The 15,807-nt window shown below is 61.2% G+C and carries 20 protein-coding genes; 12 read left to right on the top strand and 8 right to left on the bottom strand.

Translation table 11 applies throughout. The annotated features are described in order from the left end of the window. Entirely contained in the window at positions 1-1,248 is a 1,248-nt protein-coding gene (locus K9B32_RS06485) for a type II toxin-antitoxin system HipA family toxin (RefSeq protein WP_224561061.1), read from the bottom strand. Next, positions 1,241-1,576, bottom strand: coding sequence for a helix-turn-helix domain-containing protein (locus tag K9B32_RS06480; RefSeq protein ID WP_224561060.1), 336 nt, complete (start codon positions 1,574-1,576; stop codon positions 1,241-1,243). Before K9B32_RS06480 ends, K9B32_RS06485 begins: the two co-directional genes overlap by 8 nt. 569 nt (positions 1,577-2,145) lie before the next feature. Here K9B32_RS06480 and K9B32_RS28920 point away from each other — a divergent pair. From K9B32_RS28920 to K9B32_RS06470, 3 genes are all read left to right on the top strand, one after another. Next, positions 2,146-2,673 (top strand): substrate binding domain-containing protein, encoded by a 528-nt coding sequence (locus K9B32_RS28920; protein WP_263490537.1) that lies wholly within the window; start codon positions 2,146-2,148, stop codon positions 2,671-2,673. Next, a complete protein-coding gene (locus K9B32_RS28915) occupies positions 2,654-2,923 on the top strand; it encodes a LysR substrate-binding domain-containing protein (RefSeq protein ID WP_263490536.1) in 270 nt (89 codons plus the stop codon). The genes K9B32_RS28920 and K9B32_RS28915 overlap by 20 nt, the downstream gene beginning before the upstream one ends. A 139-nt stretch (positions 2,924-3,062) precedes the next feature. Continuing rightward, positions 3,063-3,551 (top strand): methyltransferase family protein, encoded by a 489-nt coding sequence (locus K9B32_RS06470; RefSeq protein ID WP_224561059.1) that lies wholly within the window; start codon positions 3,063-3,065, stop codon positions 3,549-3,551. A gap of 114 nt (positions 3,552-3,665) precedes the next feature. On the opposite strand, the gene K9B32_RS06465 is transcribed toward K9B32_RS06470, so the two are convergent. Continuing rightward, positions 3,666-4,352 (bottom strand): methyltransferase family protein, encoded by a 687-nt coding sequence (locus tag K9B32_RS06465; protein ID WP_224561058.1) that lies wholly within the window; start codon positions 4,350-4,352, stop codon positions 3,666-3,668. A 250-nt stretch (positions 4,353-4,602) separates the two neighbouring features. After that, positions 4,603-4,884: a hypothetical protein gene (locus K9B32_RS06460; protein WP_224561057.1), complete on the bottom strand. Its 282-nt coding sequence runs from the start codon at positions 4,882-4,884 to the stop codon at positions 4,603-4,605. Between the two features lie 46 nt (positions 4,885-4,930). On the opposite strand from K9B32_RS06460, the gene K9B32_RS06455 reads away from it, so the two are divergent. Together K9B32_RS06455 and K9B32_RS06450 are read left to right on the top strand one after the other, a co-directional pair. Beyond that, the gene (locus K9B32_RS06455; RefSeq protein WP_224561056.1) at positions 4,931-5,212 is read left to right on the top strand and encodes a hypothetical protein; all 282 of its coding nucleotides are present in this window, start codon (positions 4,931-4,933) and stop codon (positions 5,210-5,212) included. 224 nt (positions 5,213-5,436) lie between these two features. Next, on the top strand, positions 5,437-6,093 hold the full coding sequence (locus K9B32_RS06450) for a LysR substrate-binding domain-containing protein (RefSeq protein ID WP_224561055.1): 657 nt from the start codon (positions 5,437-5,439) through the stop codon (positions 6,091-6,093). A 24-nt stretch (positions 6,094-6,117) separates the two neighbouring features. Here the strand turns inward: K9B32_RS06450 and K9B32_RS06445 are convergent, their stop codons facing one another. Beyond that, positions 6,118-6,681, bottom strand: coding sequence for a methylated-DNA--[protein]-cysteine S-methyltransferase (locus tag K9B32_RS06445; RefSeq protein WP_224561054.1), 564 nt, complete (start codon positions 6,679-6,681; stop codon positions 6,118-6,120). Positions 6,682-6,972: 291 nt separating this feature from the next. On the opposite strand from K9B32_RS06445, the gene K9B32_RS06440 reads away from it, so the two are divergent. The 4 genes from K9B32_RS06440 to ybaK are packed head-to-tail and all read left to right on the top strand — an operon-like array spanning position 6,973 to position 9,311. Next, complete coding sequence (locus K9B32_RS06440) at positions 6,973-7,392, top strand: hypothetical protein (protein WP_224561053.1); 420 nt, start codon at positions 6,973-6,975, stop codon at positions 7,390-7,392. Between the two features lie 35 nt (positions 7,393-7,427). Then, entirely contained in the window at positions 7,428-8,483 is a 1,056-nt protein-coding gene (locus K9B32_RS06435; protein WP_224561052.1) for a succinylglutamate desuccinylase/aspartoacylase family protein, read from the top strand. Then, the gene (locus K9B32_RS06430; protein WP_224561051.1) at positions 8,484-8,834 is read left to right on the top strand and encodes an ArsC family reductase; all 351 of its coding nucleotides are present in this window, start codon (positions 8,484-8,486) and stop codon (positions 8,832-8,834) included. It abuts the gene before it with no gap. Between the two features lie 3 nt (positions 8,835-8,837). Beyond that, positions 8,838-9,311 carry a Cys-tRNA(Pro) deacylase gene (gene ybaK / locus K9B32_RS06425; RefSeq protein ID WP_224561050.1) on the top strand — a complete coding sequence of 158 codons (474 nt, stop codon included), beginning with the start codon at positions 8,838-8,840 and terminating at the stop codon, positions 9,309-9,311. A gap of 2 nt (positions 9,312-9,313) precedes the next feature. Here the strand turns inward: ybaK and K9B32_RS06420 are convergent, their stop codons facing one another. Beyond that, positions 9,314-9,820 (bottom strand): MarR family winged helix-turn-helix transcriptional regulator, encoded by a 507-nt coding sequence (locus tag K9B32_RS06420; RefSeq protein ID WP_224561049.1) that lies wholly within the window; start codon positions 9,818-9,820, stop codon positions 9,314-9,316. A 19-nt stretch (positions 9,821-9,839) separates the two neighbouring features. Here K9B32_RS06420 and K9B32_RS06415 point away from each other — a divergent pair, with 19 nt between their 5' ends. After that, entirely contained in the window at positions 9,840-10,556 is a 717-nt protein-coding gene (locus K9B32_RS06415; RefSeq protein WP_224561048.1) for a glutathione S-transferase family protein, read from the top strand. A 117-nt stretch (positions 10,557-10,673) separates the two neighbouring features. Next, positions 10,674-11,927: an aminopeptidase gene (locus K9B32_RS06410; protein ID WP_224561047.1), complete on the top strand. Its 1,254-nt coding sequence runs from the start codon at positions 10,674-10,676 to the stop codon at positions 11,925-11,927. Here the strand turns inward: K9B32_RS06410 and K9B32_RS06405 are convergent. Then, positions 11,875-12,783, bottom strand: coding sequence for an EamA family transporter (locus tag K9B32_RS06405; RefSeq protein ID WP_224561046.1), 909 nt, complete (start codon positions 12,781-12,783; stop codon positions 11,875-11,877). The genes K9B32_RS06410 and K9B32_RS06405 overlap by 53 nt on opposite strands. A gap of 91 nt (positions 12,784-12,874) precedes the next feature. Between K9B32_RS06405 and K9B32_RS06400 the strand changes: the two genes are divergently transcribed. Continuing rightward, positions 12,875-13,357, top strand: a complete 483-nt coding sequence (locus K9B32_RS06400; RefSeq protein ID WP_224561045.1) for a MarR family winged helix-turn-helix transcriptional regulator — start codon at positions 12,875-12,877, stop codon at positions 13,355-13,357. 350 nt (positions 13,358-13,707) lie between these two features. Here K9B32_RS06400 and xseA read toward each other — a convergent pair whose 3' ends face one another. Next, on the bottom strand, positions 13,708-15,297 hold the full coding sequence (xseA, locus tag K9B32_RS06395; RefSeq protein WP_224561044.1) for an exodeoxyribonuclease VII large subunit: 1,590 nt from the start codon (positions 15,295-15,297) through the stop codon (positions 13,708-13,710). Between the last annotated feature and the right edge of the window lie 510 nt (positions 15,298-15,807).

The raw sequence follows: 15,807 nt of genomic DNA, 5'->3' as shown, positions 1-15,807 counted from the left end.
TCATAGCGCCAGCGCCCGCTTGAGATCGTCATGCTCGAAAGCACTGGCCATGCGGTTGATCTCCGCCGATCGAGCGCCGACCATCTCGGCGGTGTCCCGCCATGTCGCGGTAACCGCCGCGACTTCTTTGATGATGGTGCGCGCTTGCGGCAGAGTGAGGCCGAAGAACTCCGATGCTGCTTCAAGGAGATCGACGGAGCAGGTGCCCTCGTCGAGATCGATGTTCGTCGTGAGCACCCGTGCCTTCAAATCGGTTGGAACAGGATTGAGGTCGTAAGCCGGAGAGAGCGACCATCCCGCCTTTCCCAACCACAGGAAGCCGTGATTGCGCAGGTGGTCATCGACGTTCGAGATCAGGACGTTGAAGACCACGCGCCGATAGAGAGCATGGGCGTCGGTCTTTCCCTGGGCACCGTGCTGCGCGAGGGCATCGACGATCTCCGGGTAGCTGCCGCGCTCGCCATCCTTGGCGCCCATCATCGCCATCGCTGACAGGAACGGGATACGGGTCGCGCCATCGCGATCGAACCGCCGCGAGAGCATCACCGCCTTGCCGGCGACATCGATCAGCTCGTGGTCGGGAGTGGCGATACCGGCCCGCCCGGCAAGCCGCAGCGCGATCTCCTCCCAGGTCTCCATGCTGTAGTCGTCGGTCTCCTTCGGAAACTTGGCAATGGAGAGGCGACCATGTTGGTCAATGACCGATGCCTTCGGACGCGCGCCGCCGAGGGAGGAGCCGGGGGCAAAGATGAGCTGGAGATCTTCGTCAGTTTCCTCATCTCGGAGAATCCGCTCGGTGATCTGGAGCAGTCTGCCAAGTTCGATCAGGGCGGGAACGCCATCGCGGATCGGCGCCTGAAAAACGTCGTCGCCGACCCAGCGGAAGCGGAGCGCGCCAAGCCTGGTCTCGTCGGCGACACCGAGCAGATAATCGCTCTCCGCGAGGGTGCGAACGGCGCGAGCTTCGCGCTCCGCCAGGCGGCGTTCGGCACGCTGCATCAGGCGGCGACCCCAGGTATCGGGCGCCGAGTCGCCAATGGACCCGAAGGTTGCCAGTCCGGCAGGAGGGGCGAAGGCGCCGCGGGTCAGAGCAAGGGCCGGCTCGAGAGAGAAGCGGTCCGGATCCTCAAGCCACGTATCGTCATATTCGAAGAGGATCGTTTCCGTGCCGCGGACGCGATTGCTTCTCGCCAGTCCAATCGGGCGTGTCCGGCCGTCCAGATCGATATGGACCTCGAAGTCAGCCATCGCGGGACGATCCGGATGACCGCTTGAGATGGATGTGCTTGGGCAGATCGGCGCTGGCCAACGCCTGTCCCACGCTGTCGTTGCTGATGTCGGCGACCTGGCTCAGGCCGCCGAGCAGGCCGAGTGCCTGCAGCACGCCGGCATAGATGCCTATGCTGACATTGGTGTCGCCGGCTTCGACCCTTTGTAGGGTCGACCGGGATGTGAAGGCACGTTCCGCCACGACCGCCATAGGCAGCTTGCGACGGCGGCGGGCGTCGTGGATGTCCGCGCCGAGCTTCCGCAGGGCGCGGCGTACGGCCGCCGGAGGGGTATGTGGAGTAGGCATTTGCCACCTTCGCACTACAGATCGGGTGAATATGTAGCACGAAGATTACAATTTTTCTAGCCCCGACTGGCGTCGATCCCGGTGTTTACGGGCTGTGGGAACTGCCCGGTTCCGCCAGAAAGTTAGCGGTGAAGCGTAGGGGCGGTCGAGCGCGCCCGGCCCCACCCCCCCACCGAGGCACCGCGCTAAAGCGCGCTAGCGGCGTCGGAGGCCACGAAGAACCGCAGGCACGAACTCTCGATCGGGCAAAATCTACTATAGAGAGATGACGGTACTTTTCGGTGGGCTCTGGAGCCGACGACGAGCAGCCGAAAATCAGTTTCGAGAGGCGATCGGCCTCGATAGATACCGAAACCGCGCAAAATATTTCTTGTGCAATTTTTCTTTTAAAATCAACACCGTAAGATTTTGACGGCCCGTGGGTCGGCTTTTCGCGCGTCAATCGAGAAAAAACCAAGCTAGATCAAGGGACTAACTGGGTTTAGAACAATCGAGTGGGAGTGAGGGGGGGTCGGCGGCCATATCGTAGGTTGAGGATCCGGTAGGCGCCTTCGTCCCGGCGGCTTGCGTTGACTGACTACGGTCACACGCTCGCCGAACGGGCCTCCAAGATCTTCGCGGACGCAGAAGAGGCCGAGGACTTCGCCCGCGAAGCCTCCAGCCGCCCGCGAGGCCTCGTGAAACTCGCCGCCCCGCTGTCCTTCGGCGCGCGCTGGGTCGCACCCATGCTGCCGGAGTTCTTTCGATGCTACCCGGACATCGCAATCGACCTTCATCTGACCGATGCGCAGGCAGACCTGATCGGCGACGGCTTCGATGCCGCGCTACGCATCGCCGTTCTGGAAGACTCATCGCTCGTAGCGCGGCTGATCGCACCTGTGCGACGGTTCGTTGTCGCATCGCCGGCCTACATTGCAAGGCATGGCCGTCCGCAGCATCCGCATGATCTCGTCACCCATCAATGCCTCAGCTACAACAAAAGCGCGAAGGACTACGTCTGGCGCTTCACGCACTGGGAAACAGGTGAAGAGTCTGTGATTACGCCCAGGGCCGCTACGGGGAACGAGTGCCGAGGCATTGTTACCGACAGTGCTTGAGGGCCTGGCGATCACCGAACTCCCAGAGTTTATCGCGGCTGAGTATTTTCCGAATGATCAGCTTGAACCTGTTCTCACGGATTGGCGGTTGCCGGAAGGTGGATTGTATTTCGTGACGCCGACCGCTCGCGCACGTCCCGCGAAGGTCTCTGCCTTGGCGGATTTCCTGATCGCCGGCCTGACGGATGCACGCTGGAGGGCGGAAGCGGCGACCGGCTCGCAACCGCCGCAACAGGGAAAGCAGACGTAGGATCAGCGAAAGCGAGCCTACGGCTGCAATTCCGAGCGGTGGCCGGCCTCGATTGTCAATGCTAAAATGACACCCTAGTTGTCAATTCTAGCCGGATCGTGAGCAATCGATCGATTGCTTGGCAGAACTGGACGTCCCGATGAACACTACCAGCGAACAGGACCGTGATACCGCGAGCCCCAGAATACGGCCGCCATTGCTCTTTCTCGGCTGCCTGATCCTGGGGCTCGTGCTCGATCGCGTGCTGCTTCCGCCGTTCGCGTTGCCCGAGACTGCTTGGGTGCGCTGGGTAGCAGGCGGCGGTTTGATCTTCCTCGGTATTGCTGTATTCGCCGCTGGCCTTTGGAACTTCTCCCGGGCCGGGACACCGGTGCCCGGCAATCGGCCTGTACGCGCGCTGGTGACGACCGGTATTCACGGCCTGAGCCGCAATCCCGTCTACGTCGGCATGTTCCTCCTCTATACCGGGATCGGCTTGGCTGCACGCAGTTCGTGGATTCTTATGCTCGTGCTGCCTATTGCCGTCATCATGCGATACGCCGTAGTCGCACGCGAGGAGGCCTATCTCGAACGGCGCTTCGGCGGTGCCTACCGCGATTATAAGGTTCGAGTTCGTCGCTGGCTGTAACCATTGAACGAGCGGGTTGGCTCGATCGCAGGCCTCCCCGGCGCCGAAAAACCGCCGATCTTGTTTCCCGCCGCCCGTCGATTGCTCGCGCGTTGCCGTGCAGGATGTACCGTCTCACCAGATGAGCGGAATCAGACGGTAGCGCACGCGGCGCGCATAATCGTCATAGCCCTCGAGACCCATGCGGAGTGCCTTCTCTTCGACGCCGATCCGGATGCCGAGCAAGAGGGCTAGCAAAGGCGGCGCCGTAGCAAGTCCCCACCAGGAGCCGAGCACGAGCGACGTCCCTGCGATGTAGAAAAGCGCGCCGAAATACATCGGGTGGCGGACGATGGCATAAGGGCCTGTTGTGATGACCGCCTGCCCGCGGTCCCTTTGTATTTTCACGACCGGCGCCGCGAAGCTGTTCGTGCGCATGGTCCAGTATATGAACAATATCGCCGCCAGGAGTAAGCCGCATCCTGCCCACTGCAAGGAAGGTGGCATTTTCGACCAGTGCCAGCGCGCAGCATCCGCTGCCATGAGTCCCATCCCTCCAAACATGAGAAGCAGGATTGGGATGAGGACCAGCTTGTCCGCGAGCGGTTGGTCCCTTTGCACGGGCGGCTTCAGGCGCTCTTGAAGCAAGCCGGGATCGACGCGCGCCATGTGCAGTCCAAATACAACTGAGATGGCGATCATCACGCCCAGATAGAGCCACCCGCCGGTGTAGTCTATCGTTCCTGCGCCACCGAAGATGATCGCGCCCATGAGACCGAACCAGACGATTGTCTGGGCAAGAAGTTTCAGAGCGAGGCTCATTTCTTTCCCTCTCCCGGTCAATGCTATTGACTCTTCCGCATGGGACGTCGCCGCGAGATTTCGCCTCTCATCGCGGTCGGCGACTCAGCTTCCGGCGGCGCATGGCGCCTTCCATGGCGCGCCGCGCATCACCCGATAGGATTCAGCCATCTCCTCGAGACGTGCGTTTCTACTTCCTTGGGCGGAACGACTCCGGCTCCGGCCGCCAGCTGCTCGGCCATTGCGTCGAGGAGCCGGTTCTGTTGCCCGATCATGGCTTCGTAATGGTCGGCCAGAGGCGTAAAGCGCGCTTTGTTCCACGCTCGCTGTGGCGACGCGCAAGCGCGTAGCCCTCCAACAATCGCGCCGCCATCCCTGCGCAGCTCTTGCTGATCCCGAGGTCCTCGGTGATCTGGTCGAGGCTGGGGCAAAGAAGCAGATGCCGGTAAAGCCGGGCGGCGATGGGCGGAACGTCCCAAGGTGCGAGCAGCCGAGCCACATCCTCTACGAACCGCTGCCCGTCCTTGCGTGACTTGTTTGACAAATTCAGCATATACAAGCGAAGTGGCCGGCGGCAAGTGGCCGTCCGAGGAGGAGCCATGCTTCCCTATCTTGTCGCCGCAATCATCGTTATCGGGCTGCCGATGCTCTACGTTGCGGTGCGATACCGCGAGTACCGCAAATTCCTCGCCGGCGCGTTCTTTGTCAGCAGCGGCATGCAATTCTACTTCTACCTGGCGAAGATCCCGATCCCGCTGATGTGGACCAATGCCGTCCAGTCGCCTCACCTTAGCGCCCTACGCGGCACGATCCACTTTGTGCTCTTTCTTGTCTGTCTGTATTTCGGGTGGTTCTTCCGCGCCAAGCACGGCACGGATTAGGGCGGCAGCGCGGAAGACGGTAGCGCGGCCTCGGTGGGTTTTCACCGCCGATGTCGTCGCGTGGATTGCCTCTATCTCGTCGCTGCCGCGCATGTTTTCTGGCGCCGTTGGGTTTCAGTGAATCCGATCCTCTTGGGCGCAACAGCGCTCTAACGGGCGCAGTCCGCACGTCCTATTTTCCAGCCTCGCGGCGGGCGGCATCTACCAGGCCGTCCAGCCACCTGATGACCGTTGATCATCGGATTCGGTTTCGTCTTCGCGAGATCTTCAGCCGGTTTGCCGTTCTGGGTCTCCCGTTTCTGGCGGAGTTGCGGCGGAGAGCACCTCGCATTCGCGTTGCCGTGCGTCCCGCCGACAACGGTCGCGTCCAAGCTCAATTTGAAAACGGGGATCTTGATCTAGCACTGATTACGCCAGAGGAGGTGCCGCCTGACGTACACGCCCGGTGCTTGTTCGACGAGTGCTATATCTGCGCGCTGCGCGCCGATCATCCCGATGCGGCGACCGCGCCTGTGACAATCGATAGGTTCTGCGCTCTCGATCATGCGCTCGTATCTTACGGCGGCCAGCAATTCTGGGGAGTGACGGACGATGCTCTGGCGAAGCTCGGAAGAGAACGCCGAGTCGTGCTGTCGGTCGCCAGCTTTCTGGCGCTCGCCAAGGTGCTGCGTATGACCGATCTGATCGCCGTCATTCCGCGCCGTCTGGTGGGGGACGGCGACGGGCTCGCAATGTTTGCACCTCCAGTCAATCTCCCCGGCTTCAGCAAGCTCGCGGTCTGGCACGAACGCACGCATCGCGATCCCGGCCACCGCTGGGTGCGATCGATCCTCTTTGAGACGTGCGGCGCTCTGGAAGCGAACGATAGCTCCCTTGCTTGAGATCAAGACCGCCCTACAATCCGATCAGAAATCGAGGGACTGCTGCGCCGGTTTCGGCGGCACCATGCTGACGCCCTCAAGTTCGAGCATCCTCTGCTTCGATGACGAACCGCCCGGTGCGGAAAAGCCGCCGATCTTGTTTCCGGCCGCAAGTACACGATGGCACGGGATGATCAACGCCACCGGATTTTTCGCCATCGCCTGGCCGACATCGCGCGCCGCCTCCGGCCCGGCGCCGAGTTGCTTTGCAAGAGCGCCATAAGTCGTCGTGTGGCCCCAGCCGACCTGCCGCGCGGCATCATAGATTTGCTTGAACAAGGGGTCCTGGCCAGTGAGGTCGAGCTTGATGGCCGAGAAGTCCGTCGGCTCTCCCTGGAAATAGCGCTTTACCGCCGCTACGGCGTCTGTGATGGCGGGCGTTGGCGTCGCGGGCTCGGCGCCCGGAATGCGACGCAGGAGAAGGCGCTCGGTCGAATCTGCACTCGACGTCGGCAATTGGAACCGCGTGATGCCGATAGCGTTCCAGGCAATGCCGCAGAAACCGCCGACGGTTTCGAAGATCAGATAGTGGTGCGTTGCCTGTTTCATCGTCACTGCCTCCATGCTGGATCACCCTGAAAATCGTGCAGCCGAGCGCTGAATTCAACCCGTTTCTTGCGCAGCACCAAACGCTACCGCCGCGACTCACAATAAATGTTCTCTTTTCGTTCTGTGGTGCGAGATCAGATGATACGATCCCCACATTCCGTGGAGAACGAAAGGTCGAGCGGATGTCCCGGTAGCCGGTCATGCACGAACAGAGTCTACAGATATCCTTCGAGTTCGCTTCCCCGAAAATCAGCCCGCGCGCATTACGCTTCGACAAGGAGAATCTCTTCTTTGCGATTTTGCCGGACGGACAATCGCTTTGCGAATGCCTGGAGATCCAAGGCGGCTGCAGCTGGATCACCTTCCCTTCCCTCGCCGCGTCCACCCGAGCTTCTGCATGTCTCGCTCTACAACGTCGAACAGAGCGCGCGGATTTCAGATGCAGTGATCTTCGCGGCCTGTCGGGTAGGCGTCGAAATGCGCAATCTCGGAGAAGACGCCAGAATAAATCGCAACTTTCAGCCACATGCGACGCGGCTCTACGATAGCCAGGTGATGCCGCGTGTCACTGTGCAGACACGCGTGGTCGTCGCCGCGCGCGAATTCGTGCTGCTCCGCAATCGCCCGGGCGACATGGCTACGAGTATGTCGATCGTTGGCCGCTGCGGGCGCAAGGATAACGGCTTGCCTCGGGCTATTGAAGTCGCTTAAAGCTCCTGCGACGACGGCATGAAGCGGAGAACAACATGAATGCGTCCGAGATCATCATTGCGGGCGACACGGCGGGTGTCGAATGGCGGCTGCCCGTTCTCCGTTTCAAGGGCAGCGATCCAGCGGCACAGAAGGTCTATATTCAGGCCGCTCTGCACGCCAACGAACTGCCGGGCACGGCCCTGGTGCACTTTCTGTGCGAAAAATTGCGCCAGTCCGAAAGTGCCGGCCAAATCAGAAGCGACATCATTGTCGTCCCACATGCCAACCCGATCGGTGCGGCCCAGTCTCATTTCGGCGAACTCCAAGGCCGGTTCGATCTTGGATCGCGCACCAACTTCAACCGCGAATTTCCGCTGATCTCGGTGAAGGATCGCGACGGACTGCTTGAGAACCTCGAGCGCCTTTCGGCCGTCGACAAACTGAAGCGCCAGCTGCTGCACATGGCGCTCGGCTGCGATCTGGTAATCGACCTGCATTGCGATGATGAATCACTGCAGTATGCCTACATCGACGAGGCGTTCTGGCCTGAGGCGGCCGACCTGGCCTCCGCGATGGAGATGGAAGCCGTTCTTCTGTCCGACGGCGAGAGTTCCGCCTTCGAGGAGGCCGTCGGTTTTGCCTGGAAATGCGAGACGTCGGAGAAGCAGTCGCGCTTGCCCGGCAAGCTGTCTGTAACCGTCGAACTTCGCGGCCGCCGTGATGTCTATCCTGACATGGCGAAGAAGGATGCCGAGGGATTGTGGAAGTTTCTGGCGAGCCGCGGCGCAATCGACGTCACCGTCTCGCTGCCCGCTTTCGATGGCCCCGCCGTCCCACTCGACAATATCGAGATGGTCCGTGCGCCGGAGGCCTGCACGGTCCTGTTCCACCGCAATATCGGCGAATGGGTTGGCCAAGGCGACGTGCTTGCGACGTTGATCACCCGCCCCGGCATGGCTGACGGCAGCGTCGAGATTCGTGCGCCGCAGGCTGGCCTGATTGTGATGCGCACCTCTCAACGGCTCGTTCGTCGCGGCGCCGACATGATGAAGATTGCTTGCAAGACCGCCAGCAAGGCGACACGCAAGCCTGGAACGCTGGAGAACTAAGTGACCGTCACCATCTACGGCATCAAGAACTGCGACACCATGAAGAAGGCCCGCAACTGGCTGGAAGAGCATAACGTCGCCTACCAGTTTCATGACTACAAGGCCGTCGGAATCGATCGCGCACACCTGCAGGCCTGGACAAAAGAAGCCGGGTGGGAAACGGTGATTAACCGGGCTGGCACGACCTTTCGCAAGCTGCCTGAGGCCGAGCGCGAAAATCTCGACGAGGGCAAGGCGATCGCGCTGATGCTGGAGCAGCCATCGATGATCAAGCGGCCGGTTATCGAGGCGGACGGCAAGTTGCTCATCGGCTTCAAGCCCGAGACCTACGGCAGCTTCTTCAAGGCCTGATTGATGTCCAAAACCACGCGCGCCACGCAGGTTCTGAGCAAGGCCGGGATTGCCTTCACGGTCCATAGCTACGACTACGACCCGAATGCAGAGCGAGTCGGTCTGCAGGCTGCGGAAGCACTTGGCGAGGAGCCGCATCGCGTGTTGAAGACGCTGATGGCGGAGGTCGACGGCAAGGCCGTCTGCGTCGTCGTGCCGTCGGATCGCGAGGTCAGCATGAAGAAGCTCGCAAGCGCCTTTGGCGGAAAGTCCGCCAACATGATGAAGCCCTCCGATGCCGAGCGCCTGACGGGCTACCACGTCGGCGGCATCAGCCCTTTTGGACAAAAGAAGCTCGTCCCGACGGCAATCGAAAAGGCAGCGCTGACTGAAACGCACGTCTACATGAATGGCGGGCAACGCGGGCTGCAGGTTCGGCTTGACCCGAAAGACGCACTGAAGACGCTGAAGGCTGCAGCGGCACCCCTCATTGCCTAGTCTTAGCTGAAGCGCGCCAGCAAAGAGGTGAGTGCCGCAGCATCGGCCTCGCTCAGTTTGGCGCCGAAATTGTCCTCGATGGCTTTGGCATAGACTTGCCACATCCGCTTCTGCAGGGAACGGCCGTCCTCGGTAGCGACCACCCATTGTCCGCGTCCATCCTGATCAAAGGTTTCGCGCTGCACCAGCCCCGCCTTCTCGAGGCGATCGATCAGGCGCGAAAGATTGTATTGGGCAAGCATCGTGCGCTCTTCGATTTCGAACGGCCGCAACCTGCCCTGCGGCGACCGCACGAGTTCCCAGAGCACATCGTACCAGCTAAGCGGCGGAAGTCCGGCTGATTTGAGATCCGCCTCGATCTGACCGAGCAGCCGCTGCTGGGCGCGCATCAGCCCGATCCAGGCATCTGTCACCGCATCGGAGGGCGTCGCATCGTTCTGTTTTTCATTCATATATGCATCTACATCTATCTTGAATCCCGGCGCAACGACTATTATATGCAATTGCATCTACAATGGAGATTGCGCCATGGATCATTTGCCTATCCAAACATCCGGTTCGGCTCTGCTGCTCGTCAGCCACCACCTTTGCCCTTACGTCCAGCGCGCCACGATCGCGCTTGCGGAAAAAGGAGTGCCCTTCGAGCGCGTGAACATCGATCTCGCCGACAAGCCTCGCTGGTTTCTCGAGATCTCGCCGTTGGGCAAAGTGCCTCTGCTTTGCATTCGCCACAGCGACGGCAATCAAGACATCCTCTTCGAAAGCAGCGTCATCTGTGAGTATCTGGAAGAGACGCAGGACGGTCACCGCCTTCATGCGGCCGACGCGCTTACGCGCGCCCGTCACCGCGGCTGGATGGAGTTCGGCTCTTCGATCCTGTCCGACCTCTGGGTCTACGAAACCACGCAAGACCGCATGCAGCTGGAGGCGAAACGGCAGGTGCTCGCATCGAAGTTCGCGACCATCGAAACGGAACTGAGGAGTGGTCCCTACTTCGCGGGCGATAGCTTCAGCATGGTCGATACCGTATTTGCGCCGATCTTTCGGTACTTCGACGTCTTTGACGCCATCGGTGACAGCGGCGTTTTTGCCGGCCTGCCGAGCGTCCAGGCCTGGCGGACAGCGTTGTCCGAAAGACCGAGTGTGAAGGCTGCGGTCGGACCGGACTATGCCGACCGGCTGATGGCCTTCCTGAAACGTCACGACGCGGTGCTGTTGCAGCAGCCATCCGTTTCGGCCGCGTGATCCGTGTGTAGATCGATGGCGGCAAAGAGCGCCATCGGTCGACAAGCGAGCTTCAATTTCGCCGCAAAGGGGTCTAAGTCTACCGGCCAATCCGTTTTGTTCGAGGAGTGACTGATCATGAATTTCATGCCGCAAAGCCAGACCTCCGTGGATCCTGCAAAACTTGAAAAGCTGGCGGAAGTGGCCGTCAAGGTTGGGCTGCAGCTGCAAACGGGCCAGGATCTCGTGATCACGGCTCCCGTAGTCGCCCTACCCCTCGTCCGCCTGATCACCAAGCATGCCTATATGGCGGGCGCCGGACTGGTGACGGCATTCTATTCCGATGAGGAATCGACGCTCGCGCGCTACCGATACGGCAACGATCAGAGCTTCGACCGCGCATCCGACTGGCTCTACGACGGCATGGCCAAGGCCTACGCCAGGGGCACTGCTCGCCTCGCCGTCGCCGGCGACAATCCGATGCTGCTTTCGGAGCAGGATCCGGCAAAGGTTGGCCGTGCCAACCGGGCGAACTCCGCCGCCTACAAGCCGGCGCTGGAGAAGATCTCAAATTTCGACATCAACTGGAACATTGTCTCTTATCCCAACCCCTCTTGGGCGGCGCTCGTCTTTCCTGATGATCCGGAGGCCATCGCGGTCGCCAAGCTCGCAAAGGCAATCTTTGCCGCATCGCGCGTCGATGTCGAAGACCCGATCGCCGCCTGGGCCGAGCACAACGGCAGCCTTGCCAAACGATCGAGCTGGCTGAATGGCGAACGCTTCGCTTCCCTGCACTTTACCGGACCCGGCACCGATCTGATGGTCGGCCTTGCCGACGGTCACGAGTGGCACGGTGGCGCGTCGACCGCCAAGAACGGCATTACCTGCAACCCGAACATTCCGACCGAGGAAGTCTTCACGACGCCGCACGCGCTGCGTGTCGAGGGCCACGTCTCGAGCACGAAGCCTTTGTCGCATCAGGGTACGCTGATCGACAATATCCAAGTTCGCTTCGAAGGCGGCCGGATCGTCGAAGCAAAGGCTTCGCGCGGCGCAGAAGTACTCAACAAGGTGTTGGACACCGACGAAGGCGCGCGCCGGCTCGGCGAGGTGGCGCTGGTGCCGCATTCCTCGCCGATCTCGGCCAGCGGCATTCTCTTCTACAACACGCTGTTCGACGAGAACGCCTCGTGCCACATCGCGCTCGGCCAGTGCTATTCGAAGTGCTTCGTCAACGGCGCAAGCCTGACTCAAGAGCAGATCAAGGCCCAAGGCGGCAACTCGAGCCTGATCCATATCGACTGGATGATCGGCTCGGGCCAGGTCGATATCGACGGCATCAAGCCGGACGGCTCGCGCGTTCCGGTGATGCGTCAGGGCGAATGGGCCTGACGGACATCGTGCGCTGACTGAGCCAGACGCTCGCAACCACCATTGCGAAGCCGAAAAGCTGCGCGGGTGTCAGGCTTTGTCCGAGAGCCAGCCAACCGAGAAGGGTGGCGGTGACCGGACTCAGGAAACCCAATGAGGCCGCCGCGGAGGGCTCCAGGCGAGCAAGTCCCCGGAACCACAGCAGATAGGTAAACGCCGCGCCGATCAGGCCAAGATAGGCCATGCCGAGGACATTGGTCGCGGTCGGCGCCGGCAGCGCGGGTTCGAAGAAGAATACGACGGGCGCGAGCAGGATACCGCCGGCCGTGAGCTGCCATGCGGCAAAGGCAAGATTCGAAACCGGCGGAACCCAACGTCGCGTCAGCACGGTGCCGAACGCCATCGAAACCGCGCCGGCAAGACCAGCAACGACGCCGATCAGATCCAGCGCTGCGTTGGGCGTAAGGACAAGCAGGGCGACACCCGTCATCCCGATCAGTCCAGCCCCAACGGCCAGGGCGTGGATCGGCCTGCCGAGGAAAATGCGCGACAACAGGATGACGATCAGCGGCTGAATGGCGCCAACTGTCGCTGCGACACCGCCTGGCAGACGATAGCCCGACACGAACAGCATCGCCCAGAAGAACGAAAAATTGAGGCCGCCGAGCACGAAGGCGCGAAACCACCAGACGCCCCGTGGCAGTTGTCGAACGATCGCAAGCAACAGCAGCCCGGCCGGCAAAGCGCGCAGGAAGGCCACTGTCAGCGGATATCCGTGTGGAAGGAAGGATGTGGTAACGAGATAGGTGCTGCCCCAGATCGTCGGGGCCAACGCCGTCATCAGCACATCGGAAAGTGGCGGTCCAGTTCTCTTCATTTCAAGAATCTCTATTTCAAGATAAATGTCTAGCACATTTTATCTTGACGTCAAGATATGTGATGGTAACGGTCTCCTGAGGAGCTGGCCGATGGATCGCGTTGACAAGATACTTGCGCAGTGGAGCAGGGAACGCCCCGAGCTCGATACCGAGGCGATGGGCATCATGGGCCGGCTGAAGCGGCTGACCACGCATGTCGCCCGCGAGGTCGAACAGGTGCTTCAACAGCACGGTCTCTCCTCCTCCGCCTTCGACGTGCTGGCGACCCTCAGGCGCTCGGGCGCACCGTATCGGCTCTCGCCAGGCGATCTGCTGTCGATGACGATGGTCAGTTCCGGCACGATGACCAACCGGATCGACCAGTTGGAGAAGGCCGGATTGGTCGAGCGTGTTCTCAATCCGGACGATCGGCGGAGCGTGCTCATTGCGCTGACCGAAGCAGGGTTTACCGCCGTGGAAGGCGCCGTTGGCGCCCATGTGGCCAATCAGCAGCGCCTGATGCAGAGCTTTAGCGCGGAGGAGAAGGCTCAGCTGGAAGCCCTACTGCGCAAGTTCCTAGCGACCTTCGAGTAGCATAGATGTTCACGCGGTGAGCCGATTGCGCGGAACAGTTGGGAGTGCTCCTCTAGATATCGAGATCGACCCATATCGCCGCGTGATCCGACGCGGCGTGTTTGGGCTCGGTCAGTTCCGGATAGGTCTCCCAGCGCTTCGGCCCAGCAATTTCTGCAATTCGGCAAAGCGGTCGAGAACAACCCGGCCGGCGGCCCAAGTTTCCAGGTTGATCGCCTTCGCACGATCAAACAGGTTTTCGACATTGAACGACGCAAGTCTCATGTCACGCCCTCCCGCTTACGAGAAGAATGACACGTACATGTTGCATCTCAATGATGTCGGCGCTGCAATTGAGCCGACGACGTTGCCTAAAATAGGCTTCCTTGCTTCGGCGGCGCCTGTTCATCCTGCGGCTTTGCGGCGCGCTTCTTCTGCGCGGCGGAGGGCGGGCCTCCGTCGGTGGTTACCGCGCCGACACGGCCGTCGGCGAACTCGATCGAGATGCCTGCGCCCGATGACAGCATTGCGGCTTGCGACACCGGCCTGTTCTCGTCGTCACGAATAACGGCATAACCGCGCTTCAAGACATTCTTGTAAGACAAGGATTGCAGCACGCGATCCTGCGCCGTGAGCTCGCCGCGTGCCCGCGTCAGCTGATGCCTGACAGCCGTATCGGCGTGACGTGAGAGATTGGCAAGGTGATCACGCAGCCGAGCGGTCTGCGTTTTCAGGCGCGCCGGCAGGGTCGCGAAGATCGCATCTGCGCGGCCAACCCGCGATTTCGAGCGATCGATAAGGCGCTCGACAGTCCGCTCGGCGCGCGTCATCCGTTCGTTCAGGTATTGGCGACGCTCGGTGATGCGGTTCGACAGGACATCGGGACGCAAATGCGCAGCAGTGCGCTCAAAGCTGCGGCGCTTGTTGATCGTATTCAGTTCGAGGCCGCGACCGAGACCGGCGGCGGCCTCATCGAACCGGCGTCGCGGCAGGGCCAGCAGTTGATCCAGCGACGGCAGCGCTCGGATCAACGCCCGCACCGACTGGCGATGATGATCCATGCGGCGGCTCATGCAGCCCTGCAGACGCGCCGCAAGCGCCGCCGTCTGCGCCTCCAGTTCTGCCTTCACGGGAATCGCCATCTCGGCCGCACCGGTCGGCGTCGGCGCACGCACGTCGGCAGCGTAGTCGATCAGCGTCCAGTCGGTTTCGTGGCCGACCGCAGAGATCAACGGGATCTGGCTCTCGGCGGCGGCGCGTACAACGATTTCGTCGTTGAAGCTCCAGAGATCCTCGAGGCTACCACCGCCACGCGCAACGATCAGAACATCCGGGCGCGGCATCTCCCCGCGTGGTTCGAAATTGTTGAAGCCTCTGATAGCGTTGGCGACTTCCTCGCCGGAGCCGTCACCCTGCACTTTTACCGGCCAGACAATGACGTGAACCGGGAAACGATCGGAGATACGGTGGAGAATATCGCGAATGACGGCGCCGGTCGGTGAGGTCACGACACCGATCACCCTTGGCATGAACGGCAGCCGCCGCTTGCGGGACGGGTCGAACAGGCCTTCGGCGCCAAGCCTGCGCTTGCGCTCCTCGATCAGCGCCATCAGTGCGCCAGCGCCGGCAGGCTCCAGCGTTTCGATGACGATCTGATACTTCGATGAGCCGGGAAATGTCGTCACCTTGCCGGTGGCGATCACCTCCATCCCCTCTTCGGGGCGGAATTTCAGCCTGGAGAAGGTGCCCTTCCAGACGACAGCGTCGATGCGGGCGCGATCGTCCTTCAAGGCAAAATAGGCGTGCCCGGACGAGTGCGGGCCTCTGTATCCGGAAATTTCGCCGCGCACGCGCACCTGGTCGAAGGCAGTCTCGACCGTGCGCTTGATCGAGCCGGAAAGTTCCGAGACCGAGTACTCGGTAAGATTGCTCGGCGAATCATTCTCGAAGACGTTGCTCATAGTCCTGTTCTAGCCGATCGGGCAGCAAAGAGCAGCCGCCAAAAGGGGATGATTTTTATGTGCCGCTCAATGACGGCAACTGTTGGCGCAGTCCTTTTTTTAATTATGTCAAAGGCTTAGACAGAGCGAATGGGAAAGTCGGCGATCGACTACCTCTCGGTTTTCCCCGGCAATCCCTGCAAAGCGATGATCGGACAAACGACAATAGCAGTTTCCATGTCTGACCGCTTCGCCTCCCATGCGCTCTCGCTCACGGGTCCTGCGAGCGCCGGCTTCGCCGTCCTCCCCAATGATAATCTCGACCTCGCCGAAATCACGAGGGCACTTTATGTCGGCATTGGCGGAGATCTGGTGTCACCATGGCATCCGGGCAGACCCTTACCTTTGCCTCGGTGTCCGGCGGTTGGATACCGCCGCTGCGAATTTCTCGGGTCCATGCCACCGGCACGTCAGCAGAGAGCATTCTCGGGACGACTTAGGTCGTCCGTTATGCCGCACATCGTCACTGTG

The organism is Rhizobium sp. 3T7, assembly GCF_020166565.1.
Lineage (GTDB): Bacteria > Pseudomonadota > Alphaproteobacteria > Rhizobiales > Rhizobiaceae > Rhizobium.
This window is presented reverse-complemented; position numbering and strand designations above follow the sequence as displayed.

Excerpts from the sequence above, each read along its gene's own strand:
- K9B32_RS06480 (WP_224561060.1), bottom strand. The coding sequence starts at position 1,576 with ATGCCTACTCCACATACCCCTCCGGCGGCCGTACGCCGCGCCCTGCGG.
- K9B32_RS06460 (WP_224561057.1), bottom strand. The coding sequence starts at position 4,884 with ATGCTGAATTTGTCAAACAAGTCACGCAAGGACGGGCAGCGGTTCGTA.
- ybaK (WP_224561050.1), top strand. The coding sequence starts at position 8,838 with ATGTCCAAAACCACGCGCGCCACGCAGGTTCTGAGCAAGGCCGGGATT.
- K9B32_RS06455 (WP_224561056.1), top strand. The coding sequence starts at position 4,931 with ATGCTTCCCTATCTTGTCGCCGCAATCATCGTTATCGGGCTGCCGATG.
- K9B32_RS06450 (WP_224561055.1), top strand. The coding sequence starts at position 5,437 with ATGACCGTTGATCATCGGATTCGGTTTCGTCTTCGCGAGATCTTCAGC.
- K9B32_RS06415 (WP_224561048.1), top strand. The coding sequence starts at position 9,840 with ATGGATCATTTGCCTATCCAAACATCCGGTTCGGCTCTGCTGCTCGTC.
- K9B32_RS06445 (WP_224561054.1), bottom strand. The coding sequence starts at position 6,681 with ATGAAACAGGCAACGCACCACTATCTGATCTTCGAAACCGTCGGCGGT.
- K9B32_RS06435 (WP_224561052.1), top strand. The coding sequence starts at position 7,428 with ATGAATGCGTCCGAGATCATCATTGCGGGCGACACGGCGGGTGTCGAA.
- K9B32_RS06405 (WP_224561046.1), bottom strand. The coding sequence starts at position 12,783 with ATGAAGAGAACTGGACCGCCACTTTCCGATGTGCTGATGACGGCGTTG.
- K9B32_RS06410 (WP_224561047.1), top strand. The coding sequence starts at position 10,674 with ATGAATTTCATGCCGCAAAGCCAGACCTCCGTGGATCCTGCAAAACTT.
- K9B32_RS06470 (WP_224561059.1), top strand. The coding sequence starts at position 3,063 with ATGAACACTACCAGCGAACAGGACCGTGATACCGCGAGCCCCAGAATA.
- K9B32_RS06485 (WP_224561061.1), bottom strand. The coding sequence starts at position 1,248 with ATGGCTGACTTCGAGGTCCATATCGATCTGGACGGCCGGACACGCCCG.
- xseA (WP_224561044.1), bottom strand. The coding sequence starts at position 15,297 with ATGAGCAACGTCTTCGAGAATGATTCGCCGAGCAATCTTACCGAGTAC.
- K9B32_RS06420 (WP_224561049.1), bottom strand. The coding sequence starts at position 9,820 with ATGCAATTGCATATAATAGTCGTTGCGCCGGGATTCAAGATAGATGTA.
- K9B32_RS06400 (WP_224561045.1), top strand. The coding sequence starts at position 12,875 with ATGGATCGCGTTGACAAGATACTTGCGCAGTGGAGCAGGGAACGCCCC.
- K9B32_RS06465 (WP_224561058.1), bottom strand. The coding sequence starts at position 4,352 with ATGAGCCTCGCTCTGAAACTTCTTGCCCAGACAATCGTCTGGTTCGGT.